Source organism: Marivita sp., from assembly GCF_020055635.1.
In the GTDB taxonomy this organism is placed as follows: Bacteria; Pseudomonadota; Alphaproteobacteria; order Rhodobacterales; family Rhodobacteraceae; genus Marivita.
Genome location: NZ_JAIPUT010000002.1, coordinates 92,324 through 117,686 on the forward strand (window position 1 = coordinate 92,324; position 25,363 = coordinate 117,686).

The 25,363-nt window shown below is 64.7% G+C and carries 28 protein-coding genes and 1 tRNA gene; 14 read left to right on the top strand and 15 right to left on the bottom strand.

Going from position 1 to position 25,363, the window contains the following annotated elements; genetic code table 11:
* Nucleotides 1–12 precede the first annotated feature (12 nt).
* The gene (locus LCF60_RS01680; RefSeq protein WP_292289278.1) at nucleotides 13–1,212 is read right to left on the bottom strand and encodes an ROK family transcriptional regulator; all 1,200 of its coding nucleotides are present in this window, start codon (nucleotides 1,210–1,212) and stop codon (nucleotides 13–15) included.
* A 193-nt stretch (nucleotides 1,213–1,405) separates the two neighbouring features.
* On the opposite strand from LCF60_RS01680, the gene LCF60_RS01685 reads away from it, so the two are divergent.
* The 3 genes from LCF60_RS01685 to LCF60_RS01695 all read left to right on the top strand — a co-directional run bounded on the left by LCF60_RS01685 (nucleotide 1,406) and on the right by LCF60_RS01695 (nucleotide 4,349).
* Nucleotides 1,406–2,425: a sugar ABC transporter substrate-binding protein gene (locus LCF60_RS01685; RefSeq protein WP_292289279.1), complete on the top strand. Its 1,020-nt coding sequence runs from the start codon at nucleotides 1,406–1,408 to the stop codon at nucleotides 2,423–2,425.
* Between the two features lie 95 nt (nucleotides 2,426–2,520).
* Nucleotides 2,521–3,582 (top strand): ABC transporter permease, encoded by a 1,062-nt coding sequence (locus tag LCF60_RS01690; RefSeq protein WP_292289280.1) that lies wholly within the window; start codon nucleotides 2,521–2,523, stop codon nucleotides 3,580–3,582.
* A complete protein-coding gene (locus LCF60_RS01695) occupies nucleotides 3,582–4,349 on the top strand; it encodes an ATP-binding cassette domain-containing protein (RefSeq protein ID WP_292289281.1) in 768 nt (255 codons plus the stop codon). The genes LCF60_RS01690 and LCF60_RS01695 overlap by 1 nt, the downstream gene beginning before the upstream one ends.
* Nucleotides 4,350–4,498: 149 nt before the next feature.
* Here the strand turns inward: LCF60_RS01695 and LCF60_RS01700 are convergent, their stop codons facing one another.
* Both LCF60_RS01700 and LCF60_RS01705 read right to left on the bottom strand, forming a co-directional pair.
* Nucleotides 4,499–5,017, bottom strand: coding sequence for a PRC-barrel domain-containing protein (locus LCF60_RS01700; protein WP_292289282.1), 519 nt, complete (start codon nucleotides 5,015–5,017; stop codon nucleotides 4,499–4,501).
* Nucleotides 5,018–5,113: 96 nt separating this feature from the next.
* On the bottom strand, nucleotides 5,114–5,695 hold the full coding sequence (locus LCF60_RS01705) for a thymidine kinase (RefSeq protein ID WP_292289283.1): 582 nt from the start codon (nucleotides 5,693–5,695) through the stop codon (nucleotides 5,114–5,116).
* 189 nt (nucleotides 5,696–5,884) lie between these two features.
* Here LCF60_RS01705 and LCF60_RS01710 point away from each other — a divergent pair, with 189 nt between their 5' ends.
* The 3 genes from LCF60_RS01710 to LCF60_RS01720 are packed head-to-tail and all read left to right on the top strand — an operon-like array spanning nucleotide 5,885 to nucleotide 7,038.
* On the top strand, nucleotides 5,885–6,343 hold the full coding sequence (locus tag LCF60_RS01710) for a hypothetical protein (RefSeq protein ID WP_292289284.1): 459 nt from the start codon (nucleotides 5,885–5,887) through the stop codon (nucleotides 6,341–6,343).
* Nucleotides 6,330–6,680 carry a YigZ family protein gene (locus tag LCF60_RS01715; protein ID WP_292289285.1) on the top strand — a complete coding sequence of 117 codons (351 nt, stop codon included), beginning with the start codon at nucleotides 6,330–6,332 and terminating at the stop codon, nucleotides 6,678–6,680. Before LCF60_RS01710 ends, LCF60_RS01715 begins: the two co-directional genes overlap by 14 nt.
* Before the next feature lie 4 nt (nucleotides 6,681–6,684).
* A complete protein-coding gene (locus LCF60_RS01720; protein ID WP_292289286.1) occupies nucleotides 6,685–7,038 on the top strand; it encodes a diacylglycerol kinase in 354 nt (117 codons plus the stop codon).
* On the opposite strand, the gene LCF60_RS01725 is transcribed toward LCF60_RS01720, so the two are convergent.
* From LCF60_RS01725 to LCF60_RS01735, 3 genes are all read right to left on the bottom strand, one after another.
* A complete protein-coding gene (locus LCF60_RS01725; protein WP_292289287.1) occupies nucleotides 7,022–7,411 on the bottom strand; it encodes a DUF393 domain-containing protein in 390 nt (129 codons plus the stop codon). The two genes, LCF60_RS01720 and LCF60_RS01725, sit on opposite strands and share 17 nt — an antisense overlap.
* Before the next feature lie 145 nt (nucleotides 7,412–7,556).
* Entirely contained in the window at nucleotides 7,557–8,927 is a 1,371-nt protein-coding gene (rimO, locus tag LCF60_RS01730) for a 30S ribosomal protein S12 methylthiotransferase RimO (RefSeq protein WP_292289288.1), read from the bottom strand.
* Between the two features lie 179 nt (nucleotides 8,928–9,106).
* The gene (locus LCF60_RS01735; RefSeq protein ID WP_292289289.1) at nucleotides 9,107–9,685 is read right to left on the bottom strand and encodes a GcrA family cell cycle regulator; all 579 of its coding nucleotides are present in this window, start codon (nucleotides 9,683–9,685) and stop codon (nucleotides 9,107–9,109) included.
* Between the two features lie 121 nt (nucleotides 9,686–9,806).
* On the opposite strand from LCF60_RS01735, the gene LCF60_RS01740 reads away from it, so the two are divergent.
* A complete protein-coding gene (locus tag LCF60_RS01740; RefSeq protein ID WP_292289290.1) occupies nucleotides 9,807–10,616 on the top strand; it encodes an ABC transporter permease in 810 nt (269 codons plus the stop codon).
* On the opposite strand, the gene LCF60_RS01745 is transcribed toward LCF60_RS01740, so the two are convergent.
* The 4 genes from LCF60_RS01745 to dapF all read right to left on the bottom strand — a co-directional run bounded on the left by LCF60_RS01745 (nucleotide 10,564) and on the right by dapF (nucleotide 14,395).
* The gene (locus tag LCF60_RS01745; RefSeq protein ID WP_292289291.1) at nucleotides 10,564–11,487 is read right to left on the bottom strand and encodes a DMT family transporter; all 924 of its coding nucleotides are present in this window, start codon (nucleotides 11,485–11,487) and stop codon (nucleotides 10,564–10,566) included. The genes LCF60_RS01740 and LCF60_RS01745 overlap by 53 nt on opposite strands.
* A gap of 35 nt (nucleotides 11,488–11,522) precedes the next feature.
* The gene (locus LCF60_RS01750) at nucleotides 11,523–12,218 is read right to left on the bottom strand and encodes a CDP-alcohol phosphatidyltransferase family protein (RefSeq protein WP_292289292.1); all 696 of its coding nucleotides are present in this window, start codon (nucleotides 12,216–12,218) and stop codon (nucleotides 11,523–11,525) included.
* A 90-nt stretch (nucleotides 12,219–12,308) separates the two neighbouring features.
* Nucleotides 12,309–13,562 carry a tRNA (N(6)-L-threonylcarbamoyladenosine(37)-C(2))-methylthiotransferase MtaB gene (gene mtaB, locus LCF60_RS01755; RefSeq protein ID WP_292289293.1) on the bottom strand — a complete coding sequence of 418 codons (1,254 nt, stop codon included), beginning with the start codon at nucleotides 13,560–13,562 and terminating at the stop codon, nucleotides 12,309–12,311.
* Nucleotides 13,559–14,395 carry a diaminopimelate epimerase gene (dapF, locus tag LCF60_RS01760; protein WP_292289294.1) on the bottom strand — a complete coding sequence of 279 codons (837 nt, stop codon included), beginning with the start codon at nucleotides 14,393–14,395 and terminating at the stop codon, nucleotides 13,559–13,561. Before dapF ends, mtaB begins: the two co-directional genes overlap by 4 nt.
* A gap of 139 nt (nucleotides 14,396–14,534) precedes the next feature.
* On the opposite strand from dapF, the gene LCF60_RS01765 reads away from it, so the two are divergent.
* Nucleotides 14,535–14,610 (top strand) — tRNA-Lys (locus LCF60_RS01765).
* A 160-nt stretch (nucleotides 14,611–14,770) separates the two neighbouring features.
* On the opposite strand, the gene LCF60_RS01770 is transcribed toward LCF60_RS01765, so the two are convergent.
* The 5 genes from LCF60_RS01770 to LCF60_RS01790 are packed head-to-tail and all read right to left on the bottom strand — an operon-like array spanning nucleotide 14,771 to nucleotide 19,028.
* On the bottom strand, nucleotides 14,771–15,160 hold the full coding sequence (locus LCF60_RS01770) for a carboxymuconolactone decarboxylase family protein (RefSeq protein ID WP_292289295.1): 390 nt from the start codon (nucleotides 15,158–15,160) through the stop codon (nucleotides 14,771–14,773).
* A gap of 21 nt (nucleotides 15,161–15,181) precedes the next feature.
* On the bottom strand, nucleotides 15,182–16,078 hold the full coding sequence (locus LCF60_RS01775) for a LysR family transcriptional regulator (RefSeq protein ID WP_292289296.1): 897 nt from the start codon (nucleotides 16,076–16,078) through the stop codon (nucleotides 15,182–15,184).
* On the bottom strand, nucleotides 16,075–17,592 hold the full coding sequence (locus tag LCF60_RS01780; RefSeq protein WP_292289297.1) for a tripartite tricarboxylate transporter permease: 1,518 nt from the start codon (nucleotides 17,590–17,592) through the stop codon (nucleotides 16,075–16,077). Before LCF60_RS01780 ends, LCF60_RS01775 begins: the two co-directional genes overlap by 4 nt.
* A 27-nt stretch (nucleotides 17,593–17,619) precedes the next feature.
* Nucleotides 17,620–18,057, bottom strand: a complete 438-nt coding sequence (locus tag LCF60_RS01785; RefSeq protein ID WP_292289298.1) for a tripartite tricarboxylate transporter TctB family protein — start codon at nucleotides 18,055–18,057, stop codon at nucleotides 17,620–17,622.
* Complete coding sequence (locus LCF60_RS01790; protein ID WP_292289299.1) at nucleotides 18,054–19,028, bottom strand: tripartite tricarboxylate transporter substrate-binding protein; 975 nt, start codon at nucleotides 19,026–19,028, stop codon at nucleotides 18,054–18,056. The genes LCF60_RS01785 and LCF60_RS01790 overlap by 4 nt, the downstream gene beginning before the upstream one ends.
* Nucleotides 19,029–19,237: 209 nt before the next feature.
* Between LCF60_RS01790 and LCF60_RS01795 the strand changes: the two genes are divergently transcribed.
* The 6 genes from LCF60_RS01795 (at nucleotide 19,238) to LCF60_RS01820 (ending at nucleotide 25,314) form a co-directional block, all read left to right on the top strand.
* On the top strand, nucleotides 19,238–20,206 hold the full coding sequence (locus LCF60_RS01795) for a hydroxymethylglutaryl-CoA lyase (RefSeq protein WP_292289300.1): 969 nt from the start codon (nucleotides 19,238–19,240) through the stop codon (nucleotides 20,204–20,206).
* A complete protein-coding gene (locus tag LCF60_RS01800; RefSeq protein WP_292289301.1) occupies nucleotides 20,203–21,393 on the top strand; it encodes a CoA transferase in 1,191 nt (396 codons plus the stop codon). The genes LCF60_RS01795 and LCF60_RS01800 overlap by 4 nt, the downstream gene beginning before the upstream one ends.
* Nucleotides 21,394–21,755: 362 nt before the next feature.
* Nucleotides 21,756–22,577, top strand: coding sequence for a metal ABC transporter substrate-binding protein (locus LCF60_RS01805; protein ID WP_292289384.1), 822 nt, complete (start codon nucleotides 21,756–21,758; stop codon nucleotides 22,575–22,577).
* Between the two features lie 90 nt (nucleotides 22,578–22,667).
* Nucleotides 22,668–23,567, top strand: a complete 900-nt coding sequence (locus LCF60_RS01810; RefSeq protein ID WP_292289302.1) for a manganese/iron ABC transporter ATP-binding protein — start codon at nucleotides 22,668–22,670, stop codon at nucleotides 23,565–23,567.
* Complete coding sequence (locus tag LCF60_RS01815; protein WP_292289303.1) at nucleotides 23,564–24,466, top strand: metal ABC transporter permease; 903 nt, start codon at nucleotides 23,564–23,566, stop codon at nucleotides 24,464–24,466. The genes LCF60_RS01810 and LCF60_RS01815 overlap by 4 nt, the downstream gene beginning before the upstream one ends.
* Complete coding sequence (locus LCF60_RS01820; RefSeq protein ID WP_292289385.1) at nucleotides 24,466–25,314, top strand: metal ABC transporter permease; 849 nt, start codon at nucleotides 24,466–24,468, stop codon at nucleotides 25,312–25,314. Before LCF60_RS01815 ends, LCF60_RS01820 begins: the two co-directional genes overlap by 1 nt.
* Nucleotides 25,315–25,363 lie beyond the last annotated feature (49 nt).

Consider the following 25,363-nt stretch of genomic DNA (forward strand, 5'->3'; position numbering starts at 1 on the left):
AGCGTACCCGACTCAACCGACCGCCAGCCCTGCGTTCCTGTTGAGCAGGAACTGCGTGAAGATCGGACCGCTTGCCGCGCCGATTGCCCGGGCGTTGCCGCCGATATGTCCCGGCTGGATCTGCGGCGGTATGAGCCCGCGTGTGTCCTGGTTGACAAGATAGCGCCTGACCCGTTCGACAAGTTCGCCGCGCACCGTCGCGGGAAAGGCCCCGTCGATCAGCACGGCCTCGAAATCGATCACGGCACAGACCGACAGCGCCGCCTTGGCCAGTTCCTGCGCGGTCTCGCCGATCCACGGCTCGACATGGCGGGCCAGGTCGCTCCAATCCTGCGGCTGCTGCCAAAGGACACGCGGGTCGATGCCTGCCTGCACAAGTCGGCCTTCCAGCAGGTGGATCGACGCGACGTCGATCAGTTGCTGGCTCTCGCCCAGCGGGCCGGTGCTGCGCAGCGACCCAAGCGCGCCGGCATTGCCCTGGTTGCCCTCGAACACCGTGTCATTGACGACGACGCCGCCGCCGACGAAGGACCCGATGAAGATGTAGGCGTAATCCCGGAACCGCGGCGCGCCGCCATAAAGATGTTCGGCCCGGCAGGCCGCGGTGGCGTCGTTCATGGCAAACACCGGAAGCTCGGTGAACCGGGCCACCTGTTCCGCGAAATCGATGTCTTTCCACGACTTGAACCGCTGCGACGGCGCGCCGAAAAGGTCGTTCCATTTCCACAGCTCGAACGGGGCGGCGATGCCGATGCCGCAAAGCCGGGCATGCGCTTCGGGCGGCAGGTCTTCGAGCAGCGTTTCCATCCCGCCTTCGAGAAAGGCGAACACGTCATCGGGCAGGGGATAGGGATAGGTGGTCGACACCTGTGCGCGGACGTTGCCGGTGAAGTCGAGCAGCAGCAGGTCGGCGCTGCGGCGTCCGATCTTGAGTCCCAGCGACAGCACCCCGTCCGGCGACAGCTCCATCGGGATCGACGGCTTGCCGACCTTGCCGCGCACCGGGTCGCCGCGCCGCAGGAACCCGTCCTGTTCAAGCTTGCGGAAGATCACCGACACGGTTTGCGGAGACAGCCCGGTCAGGCGGGCAAGTTCGATCCCGGCCATGCCGCCGCGACGCTGCAACATCGAAAGCAGCAGGCGTTCGTTGTAGTTGCGCACACCGCTTTGATTTACGCCGCCACTCGCGTCTCTGATTTTGCCACCGTCCATGAAGACAAACTTAATCCAGAAAGAATCCAAGTTTAAGATGGCTGAGAATATTTAATAAATAAAGTTTATTTATTTATTGACAGGCACCCGGATATCTGACCTTTTTACCTGCAACCTGTAGCAAAACCGCAGGCAGGGGGGCGGGCTGTCATCAGCCCGAAAGACTGAAAGCACGTGTTCCTGGGAGGAAACCATGAAAAAACTACTGCTGAGCTCGGCGATTGCATTTGCGTCCATGTCCGGTGCGGCCTTTGCCGCGGGTCACGGCGTCAGCGCATGCCTGATCACGAAAACCGACACCAACCCGTTCTTCGTCAAGATGCGCGAAGGCGCGACTGCCAAGGCCGAAGAACTGGGCATGACGCTCAACAGCTATGCCGGCAAGATCGACGGCGACCACGAAACACAGGTCGCGGCCATCGAAACCTGCATCGCCAACGGTGCCAAGGGCATCCTGCTCACCGCATCCGACACCTCGTCCATCGTTCCGGCCGTCCAGCAGGCACGCGATGCGGGCATCCTCGTGATCGCGCTCGATACACCGCTTGATCCGATCGACGCGGCAGACATGACATTCGCCACCGACAACTTCCTTGCCGGTGAACTGATTGGTCAGTGGGCCCGCGCCGCGCTGGGCGACGAGGCGGCAAATGCCCGCATCGGCACGCTTGATCTTGCCGTCAGCCAGCCGACCGTCGACGTGCTGCGCAACCAGGGCTTCCTTCAGGGCTTCGGCATCGACCTGGGCGATCCCAACGTGATCGGCGACGAAACAGACCCGCGCATCGTCGGCAGCGACGTGACCCAGGGCAACGAAGAGGGTGGCCGCCGGGCGATGGAGAACCTGCTTGCGCAGGACCCGACCATCAACGTGGTGCACACCATCAACGAACCTGCCGCCGCCGGGGCCTATGAGGCGCTCCGTGCCATCGGTCGGGAAAACGACGTGCTGATCGTATCGGTCGACGGTGGCTGCCCGGGTGTGCAGAACGTCAAGGACGGCGTGATCGGCGCGACCTCTCAGCAATACCCGCTGCTGATGGCCTCCAAGGGGATCGAAGCGATCGCCGCATGGGCCGCGGATGGCACAAAGCCGTCCGCGACCGACGGCAAGGATTTCTTCGACACCGGCGTGGCTCTGGTGACGGACCAGCCGGTTGACGGGATCGAGTCCATCGACACCGAAGAAGGCACGAAGCTCTGCTGGGGTTGATCCGACTCGGCCTTGACTGAACAATCGTGACAAGGGCGGGGATCGACCCGCCCTTGTCGCAAGAACGGCCAGCTTCTTCGTGAGGGAGGACTCTCATGCCACCATCAGACAATTACGAAACGGTTGTCGGCAAGGCGAATGCCGAGATCGCCTCTTTCGCCGGGCGCGACAAAAGCCTGATCGACCGCTTTCACCACGTCCTGCACACCACCCCCGCGCTGGTGCCCCTGATCGTCCTGGTCGCGGCCATCATCGTCTTCGGCCTTGCCCTCGGATCGCGGTTCTTTTCCCCCTTCGCGCTGACGCTGATCCTGCAACAGGTCCAGATCGTCGGCATCGTCGCCGCTGCGCAGTCTCTCGTGATCCTGACCAAGGGCATCGACCTGAGCGTCGGGGCGATTGCGGTGATCTCCTCGGTGGTGATGGGGCAGTTCGCGTTTCGCTACGGATTGCCGCCGGGCATCGCCGTCCTCTGCGGGCTTGCGGTCGGCACCGGGATCGGTGCGGTCAACGGCTGGCTGGTCGCGCAGATGAAACTGCCGCCCTTCATCGTGACGCTGGGCATGTGGCAGATCGTGCTGGCGGCGAACTTCCTCTATTCCCAGAACGAGACCATCCGCTCGCAGGAAATCGCGGAACAGGCGCCGCTGTTGCAACTGATGGGCGCCAAGTTCGAGGTCGGTGGCGCTGTGTTCACGATGGGGGTCGTCTTCATGGTGCTGCTGGTGGCGGTTCTGGCTTTCGTGCTGAGGCACACCGCCTGGGGCCGCCACGTCTATGCCGTGGGGGATGATCCCGAAGCGGCGGAACTGGCCGGTGTGAACGTCAAAAGCACGCTGATTTCAGTCTATGCGCTGGCGGGTCTGATCTGCGCCTTCGCGGGCTGGGCCCTGATCGGGCGCATCGGGTCGGTGTCGCCGACATCGGGGCAACTCCTGAACATCGAAAGCATCACGGCGGTCGTGATCGGAGGCATCTCGCTCTTTGGCGGGCGCGGGTCGATCCTCGGCACCTTCTTCGGTGCGTTGATCGTCGGTGTCTTCACCCTTGGCCTGCGTCTGGCCGGCGCGGATGCGCAATGGACGTTCCTTTTGATCGGTGTGCTGATCATCGCCGCCGTGGCCGTGGACCAGTGGATCAGAAAGGTGGCAGCCTGATGGAACCGATCTTGAAAGGACGCGGACTGGTCAAGCGCTATGGACGTGTGACCGCGCTGGACCGTTGCGATTTCGACCTGATGCCCGGCGAGATCCTCGCCGTGATCGGCGACAACGGGGCGGGCAAGAGCTCGCTCATCAAGGCGGTGTCCGGCGCGGTCATCCCGGATGAGGGCACCGTGACGCTTGAAGGCAAGGAGGTGCGCTTCACGACCCCGATCGAAGCCCGGGCGGCGGGAATCGAAACCGTGTACCAGACCCTTGCCATGTCGCCGGCGCTGTCGATCGCCGACAACATGTTCATGGGCCGCGAGATCCGCAAATCCGGATGGCGCGGCAAGTGGCTGCGCCAACTGGACCGCGCCGCAATGGAAAAGATGGCCCGCGACAAGCTGTCCGAACTGGGGCTGATGACGATCCAGAACATCAACCAGGCGGTGGAAACCCTGTCCGGTGGTCAGCGTCAGGGCGTCGCCGTGGCCCGTGCCGCGGCCTTCGGATCGAAGGTCATCATTCTTGACGAACCGACCGCCGCCCTGGGGGTCAAGGAAAGCCGCAAGGTGCTGGAACTCATTCAGGACGTGAAGTCGCGGGGCATTCCGATCATCCTGATCAGCCACAACATGCCCCACGTGTTCGAGGTTGCCGACCGTATCCATGTGCACCGGCTGGGCAAGCGCCTGTGCGTGATCGACCCCAAGGACTACACCATGTCCGATGCGGTGGCCTTCATGACGGGCGCCAAGGACGCGCCGGAAGCCGCATAACGAGAACTGGCGGGCATCTGCCCGTCCGCCGCCGATGCTTCATGACGGCGGCCCGGTCACAAAAAAGGTCACAAAAAACGGCTCCCGAACTGTTTTCGGGAGCCGTTTCATCTCTTGCACGGCCAAAGGCCGTGTCACGGCAGGCTGGCTCAGTTCCAGAAGCCTTCGTCAACGTCTTCCAGCTGCTCCAGCTCTTCTTCGGTCATGCGTGTCACATAGGCGTAGGTTCGATCATCCACGGCCACAAGGTTCACGTCATCGACCTCGATCATCACATGCTTGTCCGCGATATCGAGAAAGCCGCCGACTTCGGCAACGATGCCGACCATGTCACCCGACTGGTTGAGCACGATGTCTTCGATCTCGCCGATATCGTTCCAGTCTGTGCCGACCTGATCGTACATGTTGTCTGCGTTCCAGCCTTCGTCGTTGGCCGCGCTTGTGGTGTAGATATTGCCACCGGTGATGTCGCGGCTGCGAATCAGGTTGGCGCCATCACCCATAATGCCGGTTCCGGCGGTCTGGGTGCCTGTGTCGTCCATCATCTGGCCGTCTGTGTCCTGCATGGCGCTGGAATCGTCGGCCATGTCGCCATTGGTGTGGTTTTCAGCCCATGCGCCCGTGGCGCCGATCGTGAGGGCGAGTGCACTGGCAAATAGCTTGGTCATTGCAATCTCCTTGGTTGCGTTTCATCTGCCGGGTCAACCAAGGCCGCCGGTCTCCGTTCCAAGGAACCTGAATAAAAAACTCTGGAACCGCTGAGGTTACGCCGAACCGGTTTCCTGCCGCCAATGCCTGCGACACAGGCTGACATAGGTCTCGTTGCCGCCGATCTGGACCTGCGCACCTTCTGTCATGACACGGCCCCGATCGTCCTTGCGCACCACCATGGTCGCCTTGCGCCCGCAGTGACAGATGGTGCGCACTTCGCGCAGCGTATCCGCAAGCGCCAGAAGCGTTGCCGATCCGGGAAACAGCTGACCCTGAAAGTCGACCCTCAACCCATAGGCCATCACCGGCACAGACAGGTCGTCCGCCACCCGCGCCAGCTGCCAGACCTGCTCCGGGGTCAGAAACTGCGCCTCGTCGATGAAGATGCAGGCCAGATCGGTCTCTGCCAGGATCCCTGAAATCCGCGCGAACAGATCGTCCGACGGCAAGAACATCTCTGCCTCGCGGGCAAATCCGATGCGCGACCCGATCCGGCCCTGCCCCGCGCGATCATCCAGCGCGGCCGTCATCCGGAAGACCGACATGCCGCGTTCCTCGTAGTTGTGCGCAGCCTGCAAGAGCAGGGTCGATTTGCCCGCGTTCATCGTCGAGTAATGGAAATAGAGCTTCGCCATGACCCGCCATGTGCCGCAACCGGACAACACGCGCAAGAGTGCCAGGACCGGCAAGCCCGGGATGCGCCCGAAATGCCTTTGACCGACGAATTGTGGTCTGGAACCCTTGTGCCATTGCATTACGATGCAAGTCAGGGGAAAGAGACGCAGATGGTCCCGTTTTTTCGGGATTTGTTGAGGGAATGAGTGATGCCAATGTTTGGTCCGTACTTGAAGAAACACACCGAATTGCTGGTCAAGGATGTGGGAATAGAAAAGGCCTGCACGCTGACCGGCAAGTCAAAGGCCACGCTGGGACGATACTATGCCGACCATGACGAACATGCCGATCGCTTCATGCCGATCGACGCGGTCGCGGCCCTCGAGCAGGTCTCGGGCTATCCCCATGTCACCTCGGCACTCGCAGAGCTCGGCGGCATCACCCTGTCCTTCGACGAGCGGCGCGGCAACGCCTCGAAGAACGGCGGATTCAACTCCGACGTGGTCGCCCTCAGTCAACGTTTCGCCATGCTGATGGGCGAATATCACCAATCCATCGAAGATGGCGTGATCACCGCCAACGAGGCGCGTCGCCTCCTGCGCGAGACCCTCGCGCTCCAGCAGGTGCTGGTGGACATGAAACTGCACCTGGAAGATGAAACAGTTTGAAGGCATCATCTCCGACCGCGGATCCCGATATGCGGTCAGCGGCGGGCCGGCAGGTAGCCGCGACGCGGTGGACGCCTTTCTGAAGGCCCTCAAACGCGGCAAGAAATACGCCAAGGCCACGCACAACACCTGGGGTGTCGTGTTTTCCGATGGCACCCCGCTCAAGAACGATGACGGCGAAGGCGGGGCCGGGCAGATCATCCTGCAGATGCTCGAACGCGAAGGTCTGACCGATCACGTGATCGTCGTCACGCGCTGGTACGGCGGCAAGCATCTGGGCGGCGACCGCTTTCGCCATGTTCAGGACTGCGTGCGCCATTACCTCGACAACGTTTAGGGGCATGGCGATGGTCTTTCTCACACGCCTCAAGGCGCGCTGCATCTGGTCGTGGTCCGGTGTCCTGGCGACATGGCGCAGCGAATACAGCTTTCGAAGCTGGGTCTGGGTCAATCTCGGCTCCGCACTGCTGGCTTTCGCGCTTCCCCTGACAGCGGCGGAACGTGCCCTGATCCTCGCCCTCGGGCTTCTGGTGCTGGCGGCCGAACTGCTGAATACCGCCATAGAAGACGCCGTCGACTATATCTCGACCGACGATCACCCCCTGGCAAAGCGCGCCAAGGACGCTGGCAGCGCCGGGGTCGCGGTGGCCGGGATCGCCGCCGGGGTCGCGTGGGTCGTTATTCTGATCGGCTGACCGCGCGCGCCTTGCGCCGCAGGTGCCAGCGATAGATCACCGGGGCCAGCACATGGTCATAGCCGAGCGACGCGACATGCCGGACCCCCGGAAGTCCAACCACCCCGGCCAGCCACCGGTATCGCGGCATCTCGCGCCACAGCTCCAGAAAGGCGGGTATCCCGTCGTAAAGCTGCCCGTCGCGCAGCACATAAAGCCGGCGCGCCGCGCTGTCTTCGTCAATCCCCCAGGCAGCCCTTGCCGGTCCGTTCAGATCGTCGAACTGGATCGCCAGGCCGTTGTGCCTGGCATAGGCGGCATAGTGGTTGATCTCGAACGAACAGACGGGGCAGTCCTCGTTGTAAAGCACGCGGGTCTCGGGTGTGTCGGTCATGGACAACAGGTAACGCGCGCTCGGAGCGTGGCAAGGCGTGGCGGGCACCCTGGCGCGGTCCCGATCTTCTCCGGTTCGCAAATATCCCGGGGGTTTGGGGGCAGAGCCCCCAACCGGTCGGATCGGGCGCAGCCTGATCCGATGTCTAAAGCTGCCCCCAAAGATCGTATTCGCCCGCCTCGTCCACCTCGACCGACACGATCTCGCCAACCGACAGCCCATCGGTCCGGTCGTCGATGAAGAGATTCCCGTCGATCTCCGGCGCATCGGCCTTGGTGCGGCAGGTGGCGACGCCGTCCTCGTCGATCTCGTCGATGATGACATCCATCCGCTGTCCGACCTTCGCCGCCAGCCTGGCCTCGGAAATCGCCTGCGCCTTTTCCATGAACCGGTCCCAGCGCTCTTGCTTGACCTCTTCCGGAACATGATCGGGCAGCGCGTTCGAACGGGCCCCGGCGACGTTTTCGTACTGGAAACAGCCGACCCGATCCAGCTGTGCCTCGTCCATCCAGTCCAGAAGTGTCTGGAACTCGGCCTCGGTCTCACCGGGATAGCCCACGATGAAGGTCGAGCGCAGGGTGATGTCCGGACACACGTCGCGCCACGCCGCGATCTCGTCCAGCGTCCGCGCCGCCGCGGCAGGGCGGGCCATGCGCTTCAATGTCTCGGGATGGGCGTGCTGGAACGGGATGTCCAGGTAGGGCAACACCAGCCCTTCCGCCATAAGCGGCACCAACTCGCGCACATGCGGGTAGGGATAGACGTAATGCATCCGCACCCACGCGCCCAGGCTGCCCAGATCGCGCGCAAGGGACAGGATCGGGAATTTCTCGTCCCGGTCCTTCCAGTCGGTACCATAGGCGGACGTGTCCTGGCTGATCACCAGCAATTCCCGCACGCCGCTTTCCACCAGCTTTTCCGCCTCGCGCAGCACCGCCTTGGCCGGACGCGAGGTCAGCAGCCCGCGCATGTCGGGGATGATGCAGAACTTGCACTTGTGATTGCAGCCCTCGGAAATCTTCAGATAGCTGTAATGCCGCGGCGTCAGGCTCACACCCGAGGCGGGCAGCAGGTCGACAAACGGATCGGGCGACGGCGGCACGGCGGCATGCACCGCGTCCAACACCTGCTCGTATTGATGCGGGCCCGTGACCGCCAGCACGCGGGGATGCGCGCCTGTGATGTAGTCCGGCTCCGCCCCCAGGCAGCCTGTCACGATCACCCGGCCATTCTCGGACAGCGCCTCGCCGATGGCATCAAGGCTTTCGGCCTTGGCGGAATCGAGAAACCCGCAGGTGTTCACGATCACCGCATCCGCGCCGGAATAATCCGGGCTGATCCCGTAGCCTTCGGCGCGCAACCGCGTCAGGATGCGTTCGCTGTCCACCAGCGCCTTGGGGCATCCAAGCGATACCATGCCGATCGTCGGCTGACCGGAGCGGGGCGCATCGGCGATCCGGGCCGCAGGGGCCAGATCGGGGCGCAGGGACGGGGGGTTCTGTGACATGAGCGGCATATAATGCGTTGCACCCGACTGCGAAAGCCCAGATCAACATCCTGCCCCCGCCTGTGCTGCCGCCTTGAACCTGCCGGAGGTCTGGTGACCGGACCGGCGCGTGGACGCGCAGCGTTGCAATGGGGCAGTGAACCTGCGGGCGGCCTGACCGTCCACAGGTTCGCAAAAGCTCCGGGCGCTCAGCGCCGGCGGTCGCGCCGCGAGCTCATCGGCTGGAACGCGACGCCGACATGGGCCTCGCAATAGGGTTTGCCCTGCTGGACGGGCAGGCCGCAGAACCAGAAATCCGGCGTTGCCGGATCGCCGACAGGCCATTTGCAGGTCCGTTCGGTCAGTTCCATCAATGTCAGTTTCTTGGCCTTCTTCTCCACAGCATTCACCTTTGCGAGCGCCTCTGGACTGATTTCATTGGCCGAAGGCTGCGGCGGCAGAGGCTGACCCGCCGGAATGATCTGCTTGCGCGGATTGGGCGGTGGCGTCGCGGATTTCGTTTCCATAATGACCTCGGGTTTTGCCGGTTTCGACGGGGCGGGCTTCGGTGCCGCCTTGGGCTTGACCACTTCGGGCTTGGCCGCCGGCTTCGGCTCCGGCTTGGCGGTGCCGGCCGCGCCGGCACGGTTCGACAGCCCCAGGCGGTGCACCTTTCCGATCACGGCATTGCGGGTCACCCCGCCCAGTTCCTTGGCGATCTGGCTGGCCGACTGGCCTTCGCCCCACATCTTCTTCAACAGCTCTACACGTTCATCGGTCCAGGACATCTCTCGCCCTCCATCAAAAAGAGCGGCCGTTTGCGTTGGCCGCCCGAAATCTCTAAGTCGCTCCTTATTCTAATCATGCGCGGACGAGTTACAACCCGCGCCGACAGGCAAGAGGGCAGCAATGCAGCAGACAGGGCAGATGATCGCACATGAACGCCGTTTCGGACGGGTGAACTGGCTGGGGCTCTATACGCTGGGCCAGCGCGAGATCCTTCGCTTCATGAATGTCTGGACCCAGACGCTGCTGGCCCCGCTGGTCACCGCCGGTCTGTTCCTGCTGATCTTCACCATCGCCATCGGCCCGCGCCGCGGCGACGTGATGGGCGTGGGCTTCACCACGTTCATTGCACCGGGCATCCTGATGATGACGGTGATCCAGAACGCCTTTGCCAACACTTCGTCCTCGATCGTGGTCGCGAAGGTGCAGGGCAATATCGTCGATACGCTGATGCCGCCGCTCTCGGCCGGTGAACTGGTGCTGGGGTACCTCGCCGGGGGCGTGGCGCGCGGGCTGCTGGTGGCTGTCGCGATCGCCGTGGCGCTCTGGGTGTTTCTGGGCATCGTGCCGCAGCACCCGCTCGCGGCGCTCTATTTCGTCATCATCGGGGCGGCGCTCTTGTCGGGGATCGGCATGGTCGCGGGCATCTATGCCGAAAAGTTCGACCAGATGGCCGCGATCACCAATTTCATCGTCACGCCGCTCGCCTTCCTGTCGGGCACGTTCTACTCGGTCGAGGCGCTGCCGCCGCTGCTCAACGACATCACCCATGCCAACCCGATCTTCTACCTGATCGACGGGGTGCGCTGGGGCATGATCGGCGTGTCCGACAGCAGCCCGCTTCTGGGCGCGGTGATCGCCCTTCTCAGCACGGTGGCGATCAATCTCGTGGCGTGGTCATTTTTCCGACGGGGCTACCGGCTGAAGGCCTGATCCGGCCCTCGCGCCACATCAGGAGACCCGCGCCGCCAAGGATGATCAACGTCCCGATGACCGAGATTGCATCGGGCCGAACGCCGAACACGACGAAATCGTAAAGCGCCGCAAAGACCAGCGTGGCATAGAAGAACGGCCCGACAAAGCTTGCATCGGCGCGGGCCAGCGCGTTGATGAAACAGGTCTGCGCCGAGGCCATCAACAGCCCGATCCCGGCCAGCGCCAGCCATTGCTCGGGGGTCGGTGCGATCCATACCCAGACCGCCGCGGCAGAGGCGATGCCGACCCCGATCACGTTGTTGACCAGCAGGATCTGCAGCGGCCCTTCGCGCCCTGTCAGGCGCTTCATCACGATCACCTCGCAGCCAAGCGCCAGCGCCGCCCCGACCGCCAGAAGCGCTGCGGGCTGAAACGCCGCCGGTGTCGGGCGCAGCAGGATCATCGCGCCGCAGAGCGCAATCGCCGCCGCCGAAAGCCGCACCGGCCCGACCCGTTCGCCCAGCAGCGGGATCGCCAGCAGCAATCCGATCACCGGGTTCAGGAAGCTGATCGCGGTGGCGTCCGACAGAGGGATGAAGGCCGCGGCGGCAAACATCAACGTGACGCCGCCCCAGCCGAACGCCACCCGCAGCGTATGCGTGGGCCAGGCCACCTGGGTAAACCTCAACCGCATCGCCAATGCCGCCACGGCAAAGGCCAGAAACGCAAAGACAAAGCGTCCCTGGCTGATCTGCAGCGGATTGAGCGCCGGTCCAAGCGCGTCGGTTCCCAGCATTTTGGCGAGCAAGGTGGTTCCCGCCACAAAGGCCGAAGCCAGCAGCGTCAGCAGCGCGGCAAGAAGCGGATTCTGGGCCTTGGGCACGAACATGGCCCAGCCATGATCGGCTTTTCACGCAAAGGCAATCACGCGCTGCGTGTCGGTACAATCTGTTGAACGATCCCGACGAGGATCAGGTAGACAGAGGTGGCGATCAGACCCCAATGCGCCCAGCTTTCGGGATGGAAATCCACCCAGGCCGCCCAGCCCGCGAAAAACGTCCAGGCCAGCGCGATCGGCAGCGACACGCCGCGCCAGCGTTCGGTCCGCACCGGGTGAATGAACTTGAGCGGCAGGAACATCGCCACCGACAAAAGCGCGACCAGCGTCAGCGAGACCCAGAAATTTGGCTCGATCGCGAACAGCACCAGCACAAGCATGTTCCAGCAGCCGGGAAAGCCGTGGAACGAATTGTCCGACGTCTTCATCCGGCTGTCGGCGAAATACAAGGCCGAGGCGAATGTGATCACGATGATCGCGAACCACCCCATCCAGCCGGGCAAAAGCCCCGACTGGAACAGCGCAAAGGCCGGGATGAACACATAGGTCAGGTAGTCGATGATCAGGTCGAGCAGCACACCGTCGAACCTTGGTGCGTTCACCTTCACGTCGTATTTGCGCGCCAACGGGCCGTCGATCCCGTCCACGGCAAAGGCCACGACAAGCCACAGGAACATGATCGACCAGTCTTCCTGGGCCGCTGCCAGCAGCGCAAGCATGGCAAAGACGGCCCCCGTGGCGGTCAGAAGATGGACAAGCAGGGCGCGGGACTGATCGGTCATTTCGCGGTTTTGGCCCAATTTGCCGGGAGGCGCAACGCACGCTCCACGGATCGGCGGGTCGAGTGCCTCGCCCGAGGCGACCTGTCGCCGCTACGCAACGAGGTGCTGCCCGTCCTGCCCGGTGATCGTCGCGCTGACGATCCGGCCGACCGGCTGCTCCTTGGCAAAGCGGACTTCGGTGAATTGCTCGGTCCGGCCCATACCGGGAGATTCCATCAGGATACGATGCGCGCGGCCCTGCTGGTCGTGCAGGTGACGGCGCACGGCGGCCTCTCCGGCGGCGCGCAACCTTGCCGCGCGGTCCTTGATCGCTCGGCCGTCCACCGGCGGCATCCGCGCAGCGGGCGTGCCTTCGCGCGGCGAATAGGGAAAGACGTGCAGCCATGTCAGCTTGCACTCTTCGACCAGCTTCAGAGAATTCTCGAAATGCGCCTCGGTCTCGGTCGGGAACCCGGCGATGATATCGGCCCCGAACGTCATGTCAGGCCGCAGCGCGCGCGCCTCTTCGGCAAAGCGGATCGCATCGTCGCGCAGGTGCCGCCGCTTCATCCGCTTGAGGATCAGGTCGTCGCCATGCTGCAGGCTCAGGTGCAGATGCGGCATCAGGCGCGGCTCGGTCGCGATGGCCTGCATCAGGTTCTCGTCCACTTCGATGCTGTCGATGGAACTGATCCGCAGGCGCGGCAGGTCGGGCACCAGCTTGAGGATGCGCATGACCAGATCGCCCAGCTTCGGCTGCGCGGGCAGGTCCGCGCCCCAGCTTGTCAGGTCCACGCCGGTCAGCACCACCTCGTTGAAGCCCTTGTCCACCAGCCGCTTGATCTGATCGACGATCACGCCCGCAGGCACCGACCGCGAATTGCCGCGACCGTAGGGGATGATGCAGAAGGTACAGCGGTGATCGCAGCCGTTCTGAACCTGCACGTAAGCGCGGGATCGCGTGCCGAACCCGTCGATCAGGTGCTGCGCGGTTTCCGTCACCGACATGATGTCATTGACCTGCACCGCCTCGGTCTGCCCGATGAAATCGGCAGCCAGCCCAGCCCACGTGTCCGGCGTCATCTTTTCGGTATTGCCGATCACCGCGTCGACCTCTTCCATCCGGGCAAAGGTCTCCGGTTCGGTCTGCGCGGCACATCCGGTCACGATCAGCCTGGCATCCGGGTTTTCCCGCCGCAGCTTGCGGATCTCCTGCCGCGCCTTGCGCACCGCTTCGGCGGTCACCGCGCATGTGTTGACGATCACCGCATTCTCAAGCCCCGCCTGCGCGGCAAGGTCCTTCATCGCCTCGGTCTCGTAGGCATTGAGCCTGCAGCCGAGCGTGGTGAACTTCGGCGCGCTCATGTGACCTGCTCCAGCCAGTCCGCCGTGAAATTGCCCGAGAACACATGCGCCGTCGGCCCGGTCATCCAAACGCCATCGTCGCGCCAGTCGATCTCGATCCGCCCGCCGTCAAGGTCGATGCTCACGCGCCGCCCGGTCAAACCACGCCGGGCCGCCGCAACAGCCGTGGCACAGGACGACGACCCGGAGGCCAGCGTCACACCGACACCGCGTTCCCAGACCCGCATCCGCAGATGGTTCTCGCCAATGACACTGGCAAACTGCACATTGGTCCGCTGCGGATAGAGCGGATGACGCTCGATCTCGGCGCCGCGTGCTTCAAGCTCCACTGATTCGGCGTCCTCGACAAAGAAGGTGCAATGCGGATTGCCCATGCCGGTCGCGGTCGGCGCGCCCTCGATGGGCAACTCCAGCGTATCCATCTCGCGCGCCAAAGGCACTTCGTCCCAGCGTACCTGCGGCTGGCCCATGTTGACCGATGTCAGCCCGCCGCCCGAATCCCGTGCCAGCAAGCGCCCGCGCTCGGTGGTCAACACCACCTCCGCCGCGCCGGACCCGTCCATCAGGTACCGCGCGATGCAGCGGGTTGCATTGCCGCAGGCCCCGGCGGTCGTCCCATCCGCGTTGTAGAAAACCAGCCGCGCATCGGCCTCGCCGTCGCCCGGCTCGATGAGGGCAAGCTGGTCGAATCCGACCCCCCGGTGCCGATCCCCGATGGCCTGCGCCAGCGCCGCCGTCATGCGCACCGACCGCGCACGGCCATCCAGCACGACAAAATCATTGCCGAGCCCGTGCATCTTCATGAAGGGAAAGTCATCCAGGGCGGTCATCATGGCCGCGCATATACGCCCCTCCGATGCATCTTTCCAGTGGGCCGCAACAAAGCGCCTGCGGCATTCTGGAAGTTCGTTGCGGATTGTGCCGTTTTGGGGGTTGACCGCAATCCACCCTCTTTCTAGACAGCGCGCCAGTGGGCCGTTAGCTCAGTTGGTAGAGCAACTGACTTTTAATCAGTGGGTCGCAGGTTCGAATCCTGCACGGCTCACCACTGATCCTCCAGGGAATATCCCAACCATAGGCGCGCCGCGGATGGCGAAGCCCTTGGGAAGGTTCGTCAAATCGATTGCTGTCCCGGCGTCGTCGTCCGGGCCTGCCGTGTCGGTGCAAAGCGGTGCTTCGTGCCCGGCCCGGACTGTCGGGACGCCAGCTTATAGCATCTCGTGCTCTTCAAGGACCTTGCGGGCGCTGCGCAGGCATTCATGGGCTTGCGGGACTCCGCAATAGATCGCCACAACGTGACAGATCGCGCGGATTTCCCCAAGGCTGACACCGTTGTTGATCGCGCCGCGACAGTGCAGTTCCCATTCATGCATCTTGCCCAATGCGCCCAGCATGGCGAGGTTCATCATGCTGCGCGTCTTCGGGTCGATCGCGTCATCGCCCCAGCCGAAGCCCCAGCACCAGGCGGTCATCGCCTCCTGGAAGGGCCGCGTCAGGTCGTCCGCCGCATCGAGGCTCTGTTGCACATAGGCGTCGCCCAGCGTCGCCTTGCGGCGCTCGAGTCCCTTGTCGAACAGGTCGTCGTCGAAAGTTCCCATCCTTGCTTCTCCTTTGTCGGGTCAGACCGGCTGTCCGGTCAGGGTGGTGATGAGTGCGCGGGCCTGCGGAGACAGGGCCGCACGGTCGCGGATCGCGATCAGCAGGTCGCGCGTGGCCCAGGCCTCGTCCAGCGGGACCATGGCCAGCCGCGTCGCGTCGAGATAGGGCTCGATCACGCCGAAGGGCAGCACCGCGATGCCAAGCCGCGCCTGCACCATGCGCCGGACACCGTCAAAGCTCTGCACCGCGACCTGCGTGTGGATCCGGGTGCCAAGCGCCTCGGCCTGCCGGTCGAGGAAGGACTGGATCGAGCTGCCGGCCTGAAGTGCGACAAAGGGTTCGGCGGCGATCTCGGCAAGCCTCAGCTTGCGCCGCGTGGCAAGCCGGTGATCCGCCGGAGTGACGACGACAAGCGTGTCGCGCCGGTAGGGCAGGGTGATCAGGTCGGCCGACTCGGTCAGGCCGCTGAAGACACCAAGATCGGCCGTTCCGGTGCGGACCGCCTCGGTCACCTCCGGGCTGGTCATCTCGGCCAGCCGGATGTGCAGATCGGGACGCGCCGCGACAAATTCGGCAAGGTCCTCGGGAAGGAATTGCGAGATCGCGCTGCTGTTGGCCGCCATGCGGATCGCGCCCTGCATGCCCGACGCATGTGTGGCCATGTGGGCGGCCATGCGCGCCACCGCGTCCTGCAGGGCCTCGGCATGGCGCAGCAGGTCGGTGCCCGCCGGGGTCAACTCGACCCCGCGCCGATGCCGGCGCAGAAGCGGCGCACCGACATGGGCCTCCAGATCGGCAATGCGCTTGCTGACTGCAGAGGACACCAACCCGTGCCGTATCGCGGCATGGGCGATGCTGCCGGTCTCCGCCACGGCCCGGAACAGCGCGAGCGAGGTCAGGTCGTAGCCCGTGCTCACCCTTCGGTCAGGCGGTCCGCCTGGGATTGCCGATGGTCGCGCACGGCAAGCCAGACCGACAGCGCAAGAAAGCCTGCCGTTAAGATATAGAGTCCGATCGAGATCGGGCTGGCGATCAGGATCGACCAGTCGCCATCCGAGATCGACATGGCCCGGCGCAGGTTGCGCTCCATGTCGCCGCCAAGCAGCAGCCCGAGCACGAGCGGCACAAGGCTCACGTCGAGCTTGCGCAGCAGGTAGCCGAGGACCCCGAAGAAGACCATCATCTCGAGGTCGAAGACCGAGTTCGAGATGCTGTAGACGCCGACGAAGGTGACCGCGGCGACGATGGGCATGAGCGCCCATGTCGGCGTCATCATCAGCCGGGTGAAGATGCCGATCATCGGAAGGTTCAGGATCAGAAGCGTGATATTCGCCATGTAGAGCGACGCGACGAGGCCCCAGACAAGATCAGGCTGGCGTTCGAACAGGAGCGGTCCCGGCTGCACGTTCAGTGACACCAGCATCGCCAGCAGCACTGCCGTGGTGCCCGAGCCCGGAACACCGAGCGACAGCATCGGGATCAGCGCCCCGCCGGAGGCCGCGTTGTTGCCGGCCTCGGGGGCCGCCACGCCGCGCGGGTCGCCCTTGCCGAAGGTGCCTTTCTTGTTCGACGTCTGCTTTTCCGCGACATAGGCCATGAACGACCCCAGAGAGGCCCCCGCGCCGGGCAGCACGCCCGCGACAAAGCCCACGCCCGATCCGCGCAGCATCGCCCAGCGGGTGCGCCAGATCGCGCCCCATTGCGGCAGCCAGCTTCCCACCGGGATCGCCTTGGGCCGGTCCTTGAGCGTCTTTTCCAGAAGCATCAGGATTTCCGAAATCGCGAACAGGCCCACAAGGGCGACGATCGGCTCGACCCCGTCATAAAGGTGGAAGCTGTCGAAAGTGTAGCGCGGAACGCCCGAGATCGGGTCGAGACCCACGGTGGCGAGCACCAGGCCGATCATCGCCGACAGCAGCGTCTTGCGCGGGTCGACCCCCGCGATGCCGCCGATCGTGGCGAAGGCGAGGATGTAGAGCGCGAAATAATCCGCCGGGCCGAAATGGATCGCCGCGCGCGCCAGGATGGGCGCAAAGAGCGACAGGCCGATCACCGCGATGGTGGCCCCGATGAAAGAGGCGACACCCGAGATTGCCAGCGCGTTCGCGGCCTGCCCCTGCACCGCCATCGGATAGCCGTCGAGCGTGGTCATGATCGCCGGTTCGTCACCGGGAATGTTGAGCAGGATCGAACTGATCCGCCCGCCATACATGCAGCCGAAATAGACCGCACAGAGCAGGATCATCGACGATGTCGGGTCGAAGCCGAAGGCAAAGGTCAGCGGGATCAGCACCGCGACACCGTTCACCGGCCCAAGGCCGGGCAGCGCGCCCAGCAAGGTTCCGACAAAGCAGCCCATCAGCAGCAGACCGATATTGAGTGGCGACAATGCGATCACAAAGCCTTGGCCCAGGAGCGACAGGGTTTCCATGATACGTCCTCTTGCGCTCAGCGCCGGTCAGTCGGCGACGAAGAGCTCTCCCAGAAAATCAAGCGGCAGTCCCAGCAGCTGGTCGAAAAGCGCCCAGAGCGCGGGCGCCATGATCGCTCCCAGCAGAACGGCCCGCCAGGGCGCGCCACCCAGGATGATGCCGATCAGCGCGATCAACGCGAAGGTGGCAAGCGGAAAGCCCAGCGGCTCGAGTGTCAGCGTGTAGCCCACCAGCACGGCGAGCGCGGCAAGCTGCCGCCACATCCGTTGCGGAGCAGGCCAATCGACCTGCCCCGTCGGGAACACGACAAGCGACGCGGAGAGGAGCATCATGGGGATGCCCACGATGATCGGAAACACCGTCGGCCCCAGCACATCCCCGAAGGTGATGGCATAGGTGCCCGCCTGCCGCGTATAGAGCGCCGCGATCACGAAGATCACGACGCCCATGATCCTTACGCTCATTCGATGACGCCGATATCTCGCGAGATCTCTTCCATCACGTCCGCCTGTTCGCGGACGAACGCCTCGAAGGCCTCGCCACCGCGCCAGATCGGCACGAGGCCGGACTGGGTTGCTGCCGTCTGCCACGCCTCGGAGTTGTAGAGCGTTTCCAGCTTCTCGACCCAGGCTGCGTATTCCGCGTCGGTGACGTCGCCCCCGGTATAGAGGCCGCGCCAGTTGTAGCCGGTCACGTCGATGCCCTGGCTGATCGCCGTCGGGATGTCCGGAAAGGCCGGGATCGGGTCATCGCTCAGCGCCGCCAGGACGCGGATGTCGCCGGATTCGACAAAGCCCGCGATCTCGCCCAGGTCGGTCGACACCACGTCGATCTGGCCGCCCATCATCTGGGTGACCGCGTCGGTGCCGCCATCGAACTGCACCCAGCGGATCGCGCCCAGGTCGTCGACACCGGCGGCGTCCGCGACCATCAGCAGGCGGATGTGGTCCCAGCCGCCCGCACCGGACGATCCGGCCGTGACGATGGCACTGGCGTCCTCGAGCATCGCGGCGTTCAGCTCTTCGAGGCTCTGGATCGGGCTGTCGTCATCGACGGCGATCACGCCCACATCGGCCCCCAGCATGGCAAGATAGCGCATCGAGTCGAGCGGCGCGGGGTAGCGACCCTGCGCGATCTGGGTGATGCCCACGGTCGATGTCGCCACGATCAGTTCGGCGTCGTCGGGCCGCTCGGACGCGACCATCGCAAAGGTCACGGCGCCGACGCCCCCCGGCATGTTGGTGACCTGCACGTTGCCATCCACGAGATCGAGCTCGGTCAGGATGCGGCCGATCGTGCGGCAGGTGAAGTCCCAGCCGCCGCCGGGGTTCGAGGGCGCGATGCACTCCGTTGCGCTGGCGGGCAGCGCCGTGAGCGTCATCGCCGTGGCCATCGCGGCCCCGATCTTGGCGGTCGTCATCATGCGAAAAATCATCGGTCTTCTCCTCCCAAATTGAACCTGACGGGAAAAGGATGCGATCTTGCGTGGTTTTTCAAGGAGTTTCGAGATCTGCCCCGATCAGCTGTCAAAAAAAGTGATGTTTGGTTCACACAAAGAGATGTCTCGCGGGCACCCCCTTGCCCCCGCGAATTGCGACCGGGCAATATGCGACCAGGACACCGCAACCGAAAGGACGACAGGCCATGGCCACCACCGCGACCCCGATGACAGCTGTTCCCGAGGGGGCCCGCATCTCGATCTGCGAGGTCGGACCGCGTGACGGTTTCCAGATCGAATCGGCCTTCATCCCGACCGACAGCAAGATCGCGATCATCAACGCGCTCTTCGCGGCCGGGCTGCGCCAGATGCAGGTCACCTCCTTCGTCAGCCCCAGGGCGGTGCCGCAACTGGCCGATGCCGAAGCGGTGCTGGCCGGCATCGACAGGCCCGAAGGCGCGGTGATCACCGCCCTGATCCCCAACCTGCGCGGCGCCGAACGCGCGGCCGGTGCCGGTGTCGATGCGGTGCACACGGTTGTCTCGTCCTCCGAGACCCATAATCTGAAGAACGTGAACCGCTCCATCGCCGCATCTCTGAGCGATTTCGAAGAGGTGTTCGCCCTTCTGGACCGCGCCGGTGTCGCCATCGAGGGCGGCATCGCCACTGCTTTCGGCTGCCCGTTCGAAGGCATCGTGCCGCCCGAGCAGGTGGCCAGGATCGCCAAGCGGTATCAAGAGCTTGGCGCGGCCTCGGTGGGTCTCGGCGACACCACCGGCATGGCCACCCCCGCCACCGTGCGCGCCGCGGTGCAGGCGATCCGGGCCGAAGCGCCGGGCCTGAAGATCGGGTTGCATTTCCACAACACGCGCGGCGTCGGGCTGGCCTGCGTGATGACCGGGCTGGCCGAAGGCGTGACCCATTACGATGCCTCGGTCGGCGGTCTCGGCGGCTGCCCCTTCGCCGCGGGAGCGACCGGCAACATCTGCACCGAGGATCTGGTCTACCTGCTGAACGAAAGCGGCTATGACACCGGCGTCGATCTCGACGCGATGATCGCCGCGGCCAGGCTCACGCAGGACGTGATCGGGCGCGACCTGCCGGGCCAGGTGATCAAGTCCGGACCCCGGCTCCGGCGCTTCGATCCCGGCCTCACGGCGACGGCCGCAGGATGAGCGCGCTACCCCTCGACGGCGTGCGGGTCATCGACCTGACGCGCATCCTGTCAGGCCCGTTCTGCTCCATGATCCTGGGCGATCTGGGCGCCGACGTGATCAAGGTGGAAAGCCCCGGTCGCGGCGACCCGGTGCGCGCGCAAGGCCATGTCCAGGATGGCCTGTCATGGTACTTCGCAAGCTTCAATCGCAACAAGCGCTCGGTCGCGCTCGACCTGCGGACCCCCGAAGGACTGGCGGTGCTGGAACGGTTGCTTGCGCAGGCCGATATCCTGACCGAAAACTACCGCCCCGGCGTGCTGGACGAGATGGGCCTGACCGAAGCGCGGCTGGCCGACATCAACCCCGACCTCATCGTGGTCAGCGTGAACGGCTATGGCACCACCGGGCCTTACGCCGACCGTCCCGCCTTCGATTTCATCGCCCAGGCGATGTCGGGCTACATGGCCACGAACGGCACGCCGGACACCGGCCCGCTGCGCACCGCGCCGCCGCTGACCGACCTGATCGCGGGGCTCTATGCGGCGCTGGGTGCGGTTGCGGCATTGCGCGGCCGCGAGGCCGGCGGCCCGGCCCAGCGGGTCGAGGCGTCGATGATGATGTCGATCCTGTCGATGATGGCCTACCTGTCCTCCGGCGCGCTGGCGACAGGCCGCGATCCGGTCAAGACAGGCAACGACCATCCCATCGTCGCGCCCTATGGTCTCTTCCGCGCCAGCGATGGCGACATCGCGGTGGCGCCCTCGACCGATGTGTTCGTCGGCCGCTTCCTGAAAGAGATCGGCCTCGCGCATCTTCTGGACGATCCGCGTTTTTCCGACAATGCTTGCCGGGTCGAGAACCGGGCCGCGCTGAACCTCCTGGTCGATGCGGCGCTGTCCGGGCAGACGCAGGCCCACTGGATCGACCGGCTGAACCGCGCGGGTGTGCCCTGCGGCCGGGTGCAAGGCCTGACCGAGGCGCTGTCCGACCCGCAGGTCGCGGCGCAGGACATGGTGCTCGACGTGCCGCATCCCGGGCATGGCTCGGTCAGGATGACGGGTTTCCCGATCAAGTTTTCCGAAACCCCGCTGCAGGTGCGCCATGCCACCCCCGATCTCGGTGCCCAGACCGCCACGGTGCTGGCCGAGGCCGGCTACACCCCCGAAGAGATCGAGACCCTGCGCAAGGGCGGCATCCTCGGCTGAGGCGCGCCGGTCCGCCACACCCCGGGCCGCGCAGAGCCCGAACGCCGCTGCACCGGCCCGAAGACAACCCTGGCTCTTCATCTTGCCGGCTAAACTCCGGGGGTTCGGGGGCTGGCCCCCGATCCGACCCCGACCAGACGCACAGGCGGCGAGGCACTGCGCCGCACGGACGGCACGCCTTTTTGCGCCTCGGGCCTTGCGCCGGCAATCCCGGCTGCTACCTTCTTGAGAGTGAGTTGCATTTTCAGTTTTCAGCAAACATAGTCGACGCGGAGGAACGACACATGACGAGACGACATCTGGCCCTGGTTTCTGTGGCCTGTGCCCTGATCGGGGTCAGCGGCGCCACCGCCGACGAGCGGATGAAGGTGGTCACGACCTTCACGGTTCTCGCGGACATGGCCGCGAACGTGGCGGGCGATGCCGCCGAGGTGGTGTCGATCACCAAGCCCGGCGCCGAAATTCACGGCTATGAACCGACGCCGCAGGATATCGTGCGCGCGGTCGACGCGGATTTGATCCTTTGGAACGGGCTCAACCTCGAGCTCTGGTTCGAACAATTCGTTGCGAATCTCGGCGATGTGCCCTCCGCCACGCTGAGCGACGGCATCGATCCGATCTCGATCTCCTCGGGCAGCTACGAAGGGATGCCGAACCCGCATGCCTGGATGGGGCTCGACAACGCGCTGACCTATATCGACAACATCGCCGCGGCCCTGTCCGAGCACGACCCGGAGAATGCCGCGACCTACGCCCGGAACGCGGCGCGCTACAAGGATGAACTGCGCGCCACGATCGAACCGTTGCGGGACGCGATTGCAACGATTCCCCAAGACCAGCGTTGGCTGGTGACCTGCGAAGGCGCGTTCAGCTACCTTGCCCGCGACCTGGGCCTGCAAGAACTGTATCTCTGGCCGATGAACGCCGATCAGGTCGGCACGCCGCAACAGGTGCGGTCGGTCATCGACGGCGTGCGCGCGCATGACGTCCCGGTGGTGTTCTGCGAAAGCACGGTGAACACGGCCCCGGCGGAACAGGTCGCGCGCGAAACCGGGGCCGCCTATGGCGGGGTGCTCTATGTCGATTCGCTGAGCGCTTCAGACGGCCCGGTGCCCACCTATCTGGACCTTCTGGCGGTCACGACCCGACGCGTCACCGAGGGTCTGACCTCCGCCACGAACTGAGCAGGGGACGACCTGAAAGAGGCCCGTGGCGATCCTGCTCCGGGCAAACCCGTGCCGGGTCGAAACGGTGCGGAACAACAAGGAACCAGCATGCTCGACGAGCAAAGCCAGACCAAGACCGCGCCGCGCCCGGATGCCGTGGGCGCGGGCCTGTCCGCACAGGACGTGACGGTCACCTACCGCAACGGGCACACCGCGCTGTGGAACGCGAGCTTCGAGATCCCGCGCGGCACGGTCACGGCGCTTGTCGGCATCAACGGCGCCGGGAAATCGACGATCTTCAAGGCGATCATGGGATTCGTGCCCGCCGCCACCGGCGAGATCCGCATCCTCGGCCTGAGCGTGAAAGAGGCGCTGGCGCGCAACCTCGTGGCCTATGTGCCGCAATCCGAAGAGGTGGACTGGGCCTTTCCGGTGCTGGTCGAGGACGTGGTGATGATGGGCCGCTACGGCAAGATGGGTTTTCTGCGCCGTCCGAAAGCCGCCGACCATGCCGCGGTCGATCAGGCGCTCGAGCGGGTCAACATGACCGAGTTCCGCCACCGCCAGATCGGCGAGCTGTCCGGCGGTCAGCGCAAACGCGTGTTCCTCGCCCGCGCCCTGGCGCAGGATGGGCAGGTGATCCTGCTGGACGAACCCTTCACCGGAGTCGATGTCAAGACCGAGGACCAGATCGTCGCCCTTTTGCGCGACCTGCGCGATGAAGGCCGGGTGATGCTGGTCTCGACCCACAACCTTGGCTCGGTGCCCGAATTCTGCGACCGCACCGTGCTGGTGAAAGGCACCGTGCTCAGTCACGGGCCGACAGAAACCACCTTCACCCGCGAAAACCTCGAAAAGGCGTTCGGCGGCGTGCTGCGTCACTTCACGCTGGGCGGCGACATGCTGCATGACGACGAGGACGCCCGCGAGGTGACGATCTTCACCGATGACGAACGTCCCTTCGTCCAGTACGGCGAAAAGACCCAGAGGACGGATCCGACCCCATGATCGCCGTCCTGCTGGAACCGTTCGGATATTCCTACATGGTCAACGCCATGTGGGTCTCGGCCCTGGTCGGCAGCGTCTGCGCGTTCCTGTCGGCCTACCTGATGCTCAAGGGCTGGTCGCTGATCGGCGACGCGCTGGCCCATTCGGTCGTGCCGGGGGTCGCGGGGGCCTATATCCTCGGCTTGCCCTTCGCGCTGGGCGCGTTCATCGCGGGCGGGCTGGCGGCGGGGTCGATGCTGTTCCTGTCGGAACGCTCCGGGTTGAAGCCCGACGTGATCATCGGGCTGATCTTCACATCCTTCTTCGGGCTGGGCCTGTTCATGGTGTCGATCAATCCGATGTCGGTGTCGGTCCAGACCATCACCATGGGCAACATCCTTGCCATCACCCCCGAGGACACGCTGCAACTGGCGATCATCGGGGTGGTGTCGCTGGTCATTCTGGTGGCCAGGTGGAAGGACCTGATGGTCACCTTCTTCGACGAAAACCACGCCCGCACCATCGGGTTGCGCCCGCAGCTGCTCAAGGCGGTGTTCTTCGTGCTGCTTTCCGCCAGCGTCGTGGCGGCGATGCAGACCGTGGGCGCATTCCTCGTCATTGCGATGGTGGTGACCCCGGGGGCCACCGCCTACCTGCTCTGCGACCGCTTCCCGCGCCTGATCGTGACCTCGGTGATCATCGGCGCGCTGACCAGCGCAATCGGCGCCTATGTCAGCTTTTTCCTCGACGGCGCGACGGGCGGCATTATCGTCTGCCTGCAGACGCTGATCTTCCTCATGGCCTTCATCTTCGCCCCGCGCCACGGCCTGCTTGCCGCGCGGCGCAAGGCCGATTCCGCGCTGCGCGACGGGCCGACCGACAGCCTTGTCGCCGCTGACCCTGCAAAAGGCGGCGCATGATGGACGTCGAAACCCTGCTTCTGCCCTTCCGCTTTGCATTCATGCAAAACGCCTTCCTGATCTCGATGATGGTGGCGGTGCCGACCGCGCTGCTGTCCTGCTTTCTCGTGCTCAAGGGCTGGGCCTTGATGGGCGACGCGGTCAGCCATGCGGTTCTGCCGGGGATCGTGCTGGCCTATATTCTCGGCATCCCGCTGATCATCGGCGCGTTTGCGGCGGGCATGACCTGTGCGGTGGCAACCGGCTATCTGTCGAGCAACAGCCGGGTCAAGGAAGACACGGTGATGGGTGTGGTGTTCTCGGGCATGTTCGGGCTGGGGATCGTTCTCTATGTCTCGGTCGAGACGAACGCGCATCTGGATCACATCCTCTTCGGCAACATGCTGGGCGTCGGGGCGCAGGACCTGTGGACCGCCGGGATCATTTCGGCGCTGGTCGCGGGCGTTCTGGTGCTGAAGTGGCGGGACTGGCTGCTGCACAGCTTCGATCCGGCGCAGGCGCAGGCCTCGGGGCTGTGGGTGAACGCGCTGCATTACGGGCTGCTCACGGCGCTGTCGCTGACCATCGTGGCGACGCTGTCGGCGGCCGGGCTGATCCTCGCCATCGGGCTCCTGATCGCGCCGGGGGCGATTGCCTTCCTGCTGGTGCGGCAATTCAGGACGATGCTCTGGCTGTCGGTGGCGATCAATATCGGCGCTATGCTGCTGGGCACCTATCTGAGCTTCTTCCTCGACAGCGCGCCCGCGCCGACGATCATCCTGATCCTCACCGCGCTGTTTATCGTGGCCTTCATCCGCCGGCAGGTGTTGACCCGCCGCGCGTCCCGGCTGCGCGTCCGCCACGGGTAGGCGCCAAGGACTTTCGAAAGTCCTTGGTCACGCGGTTTGCAAACCGCGC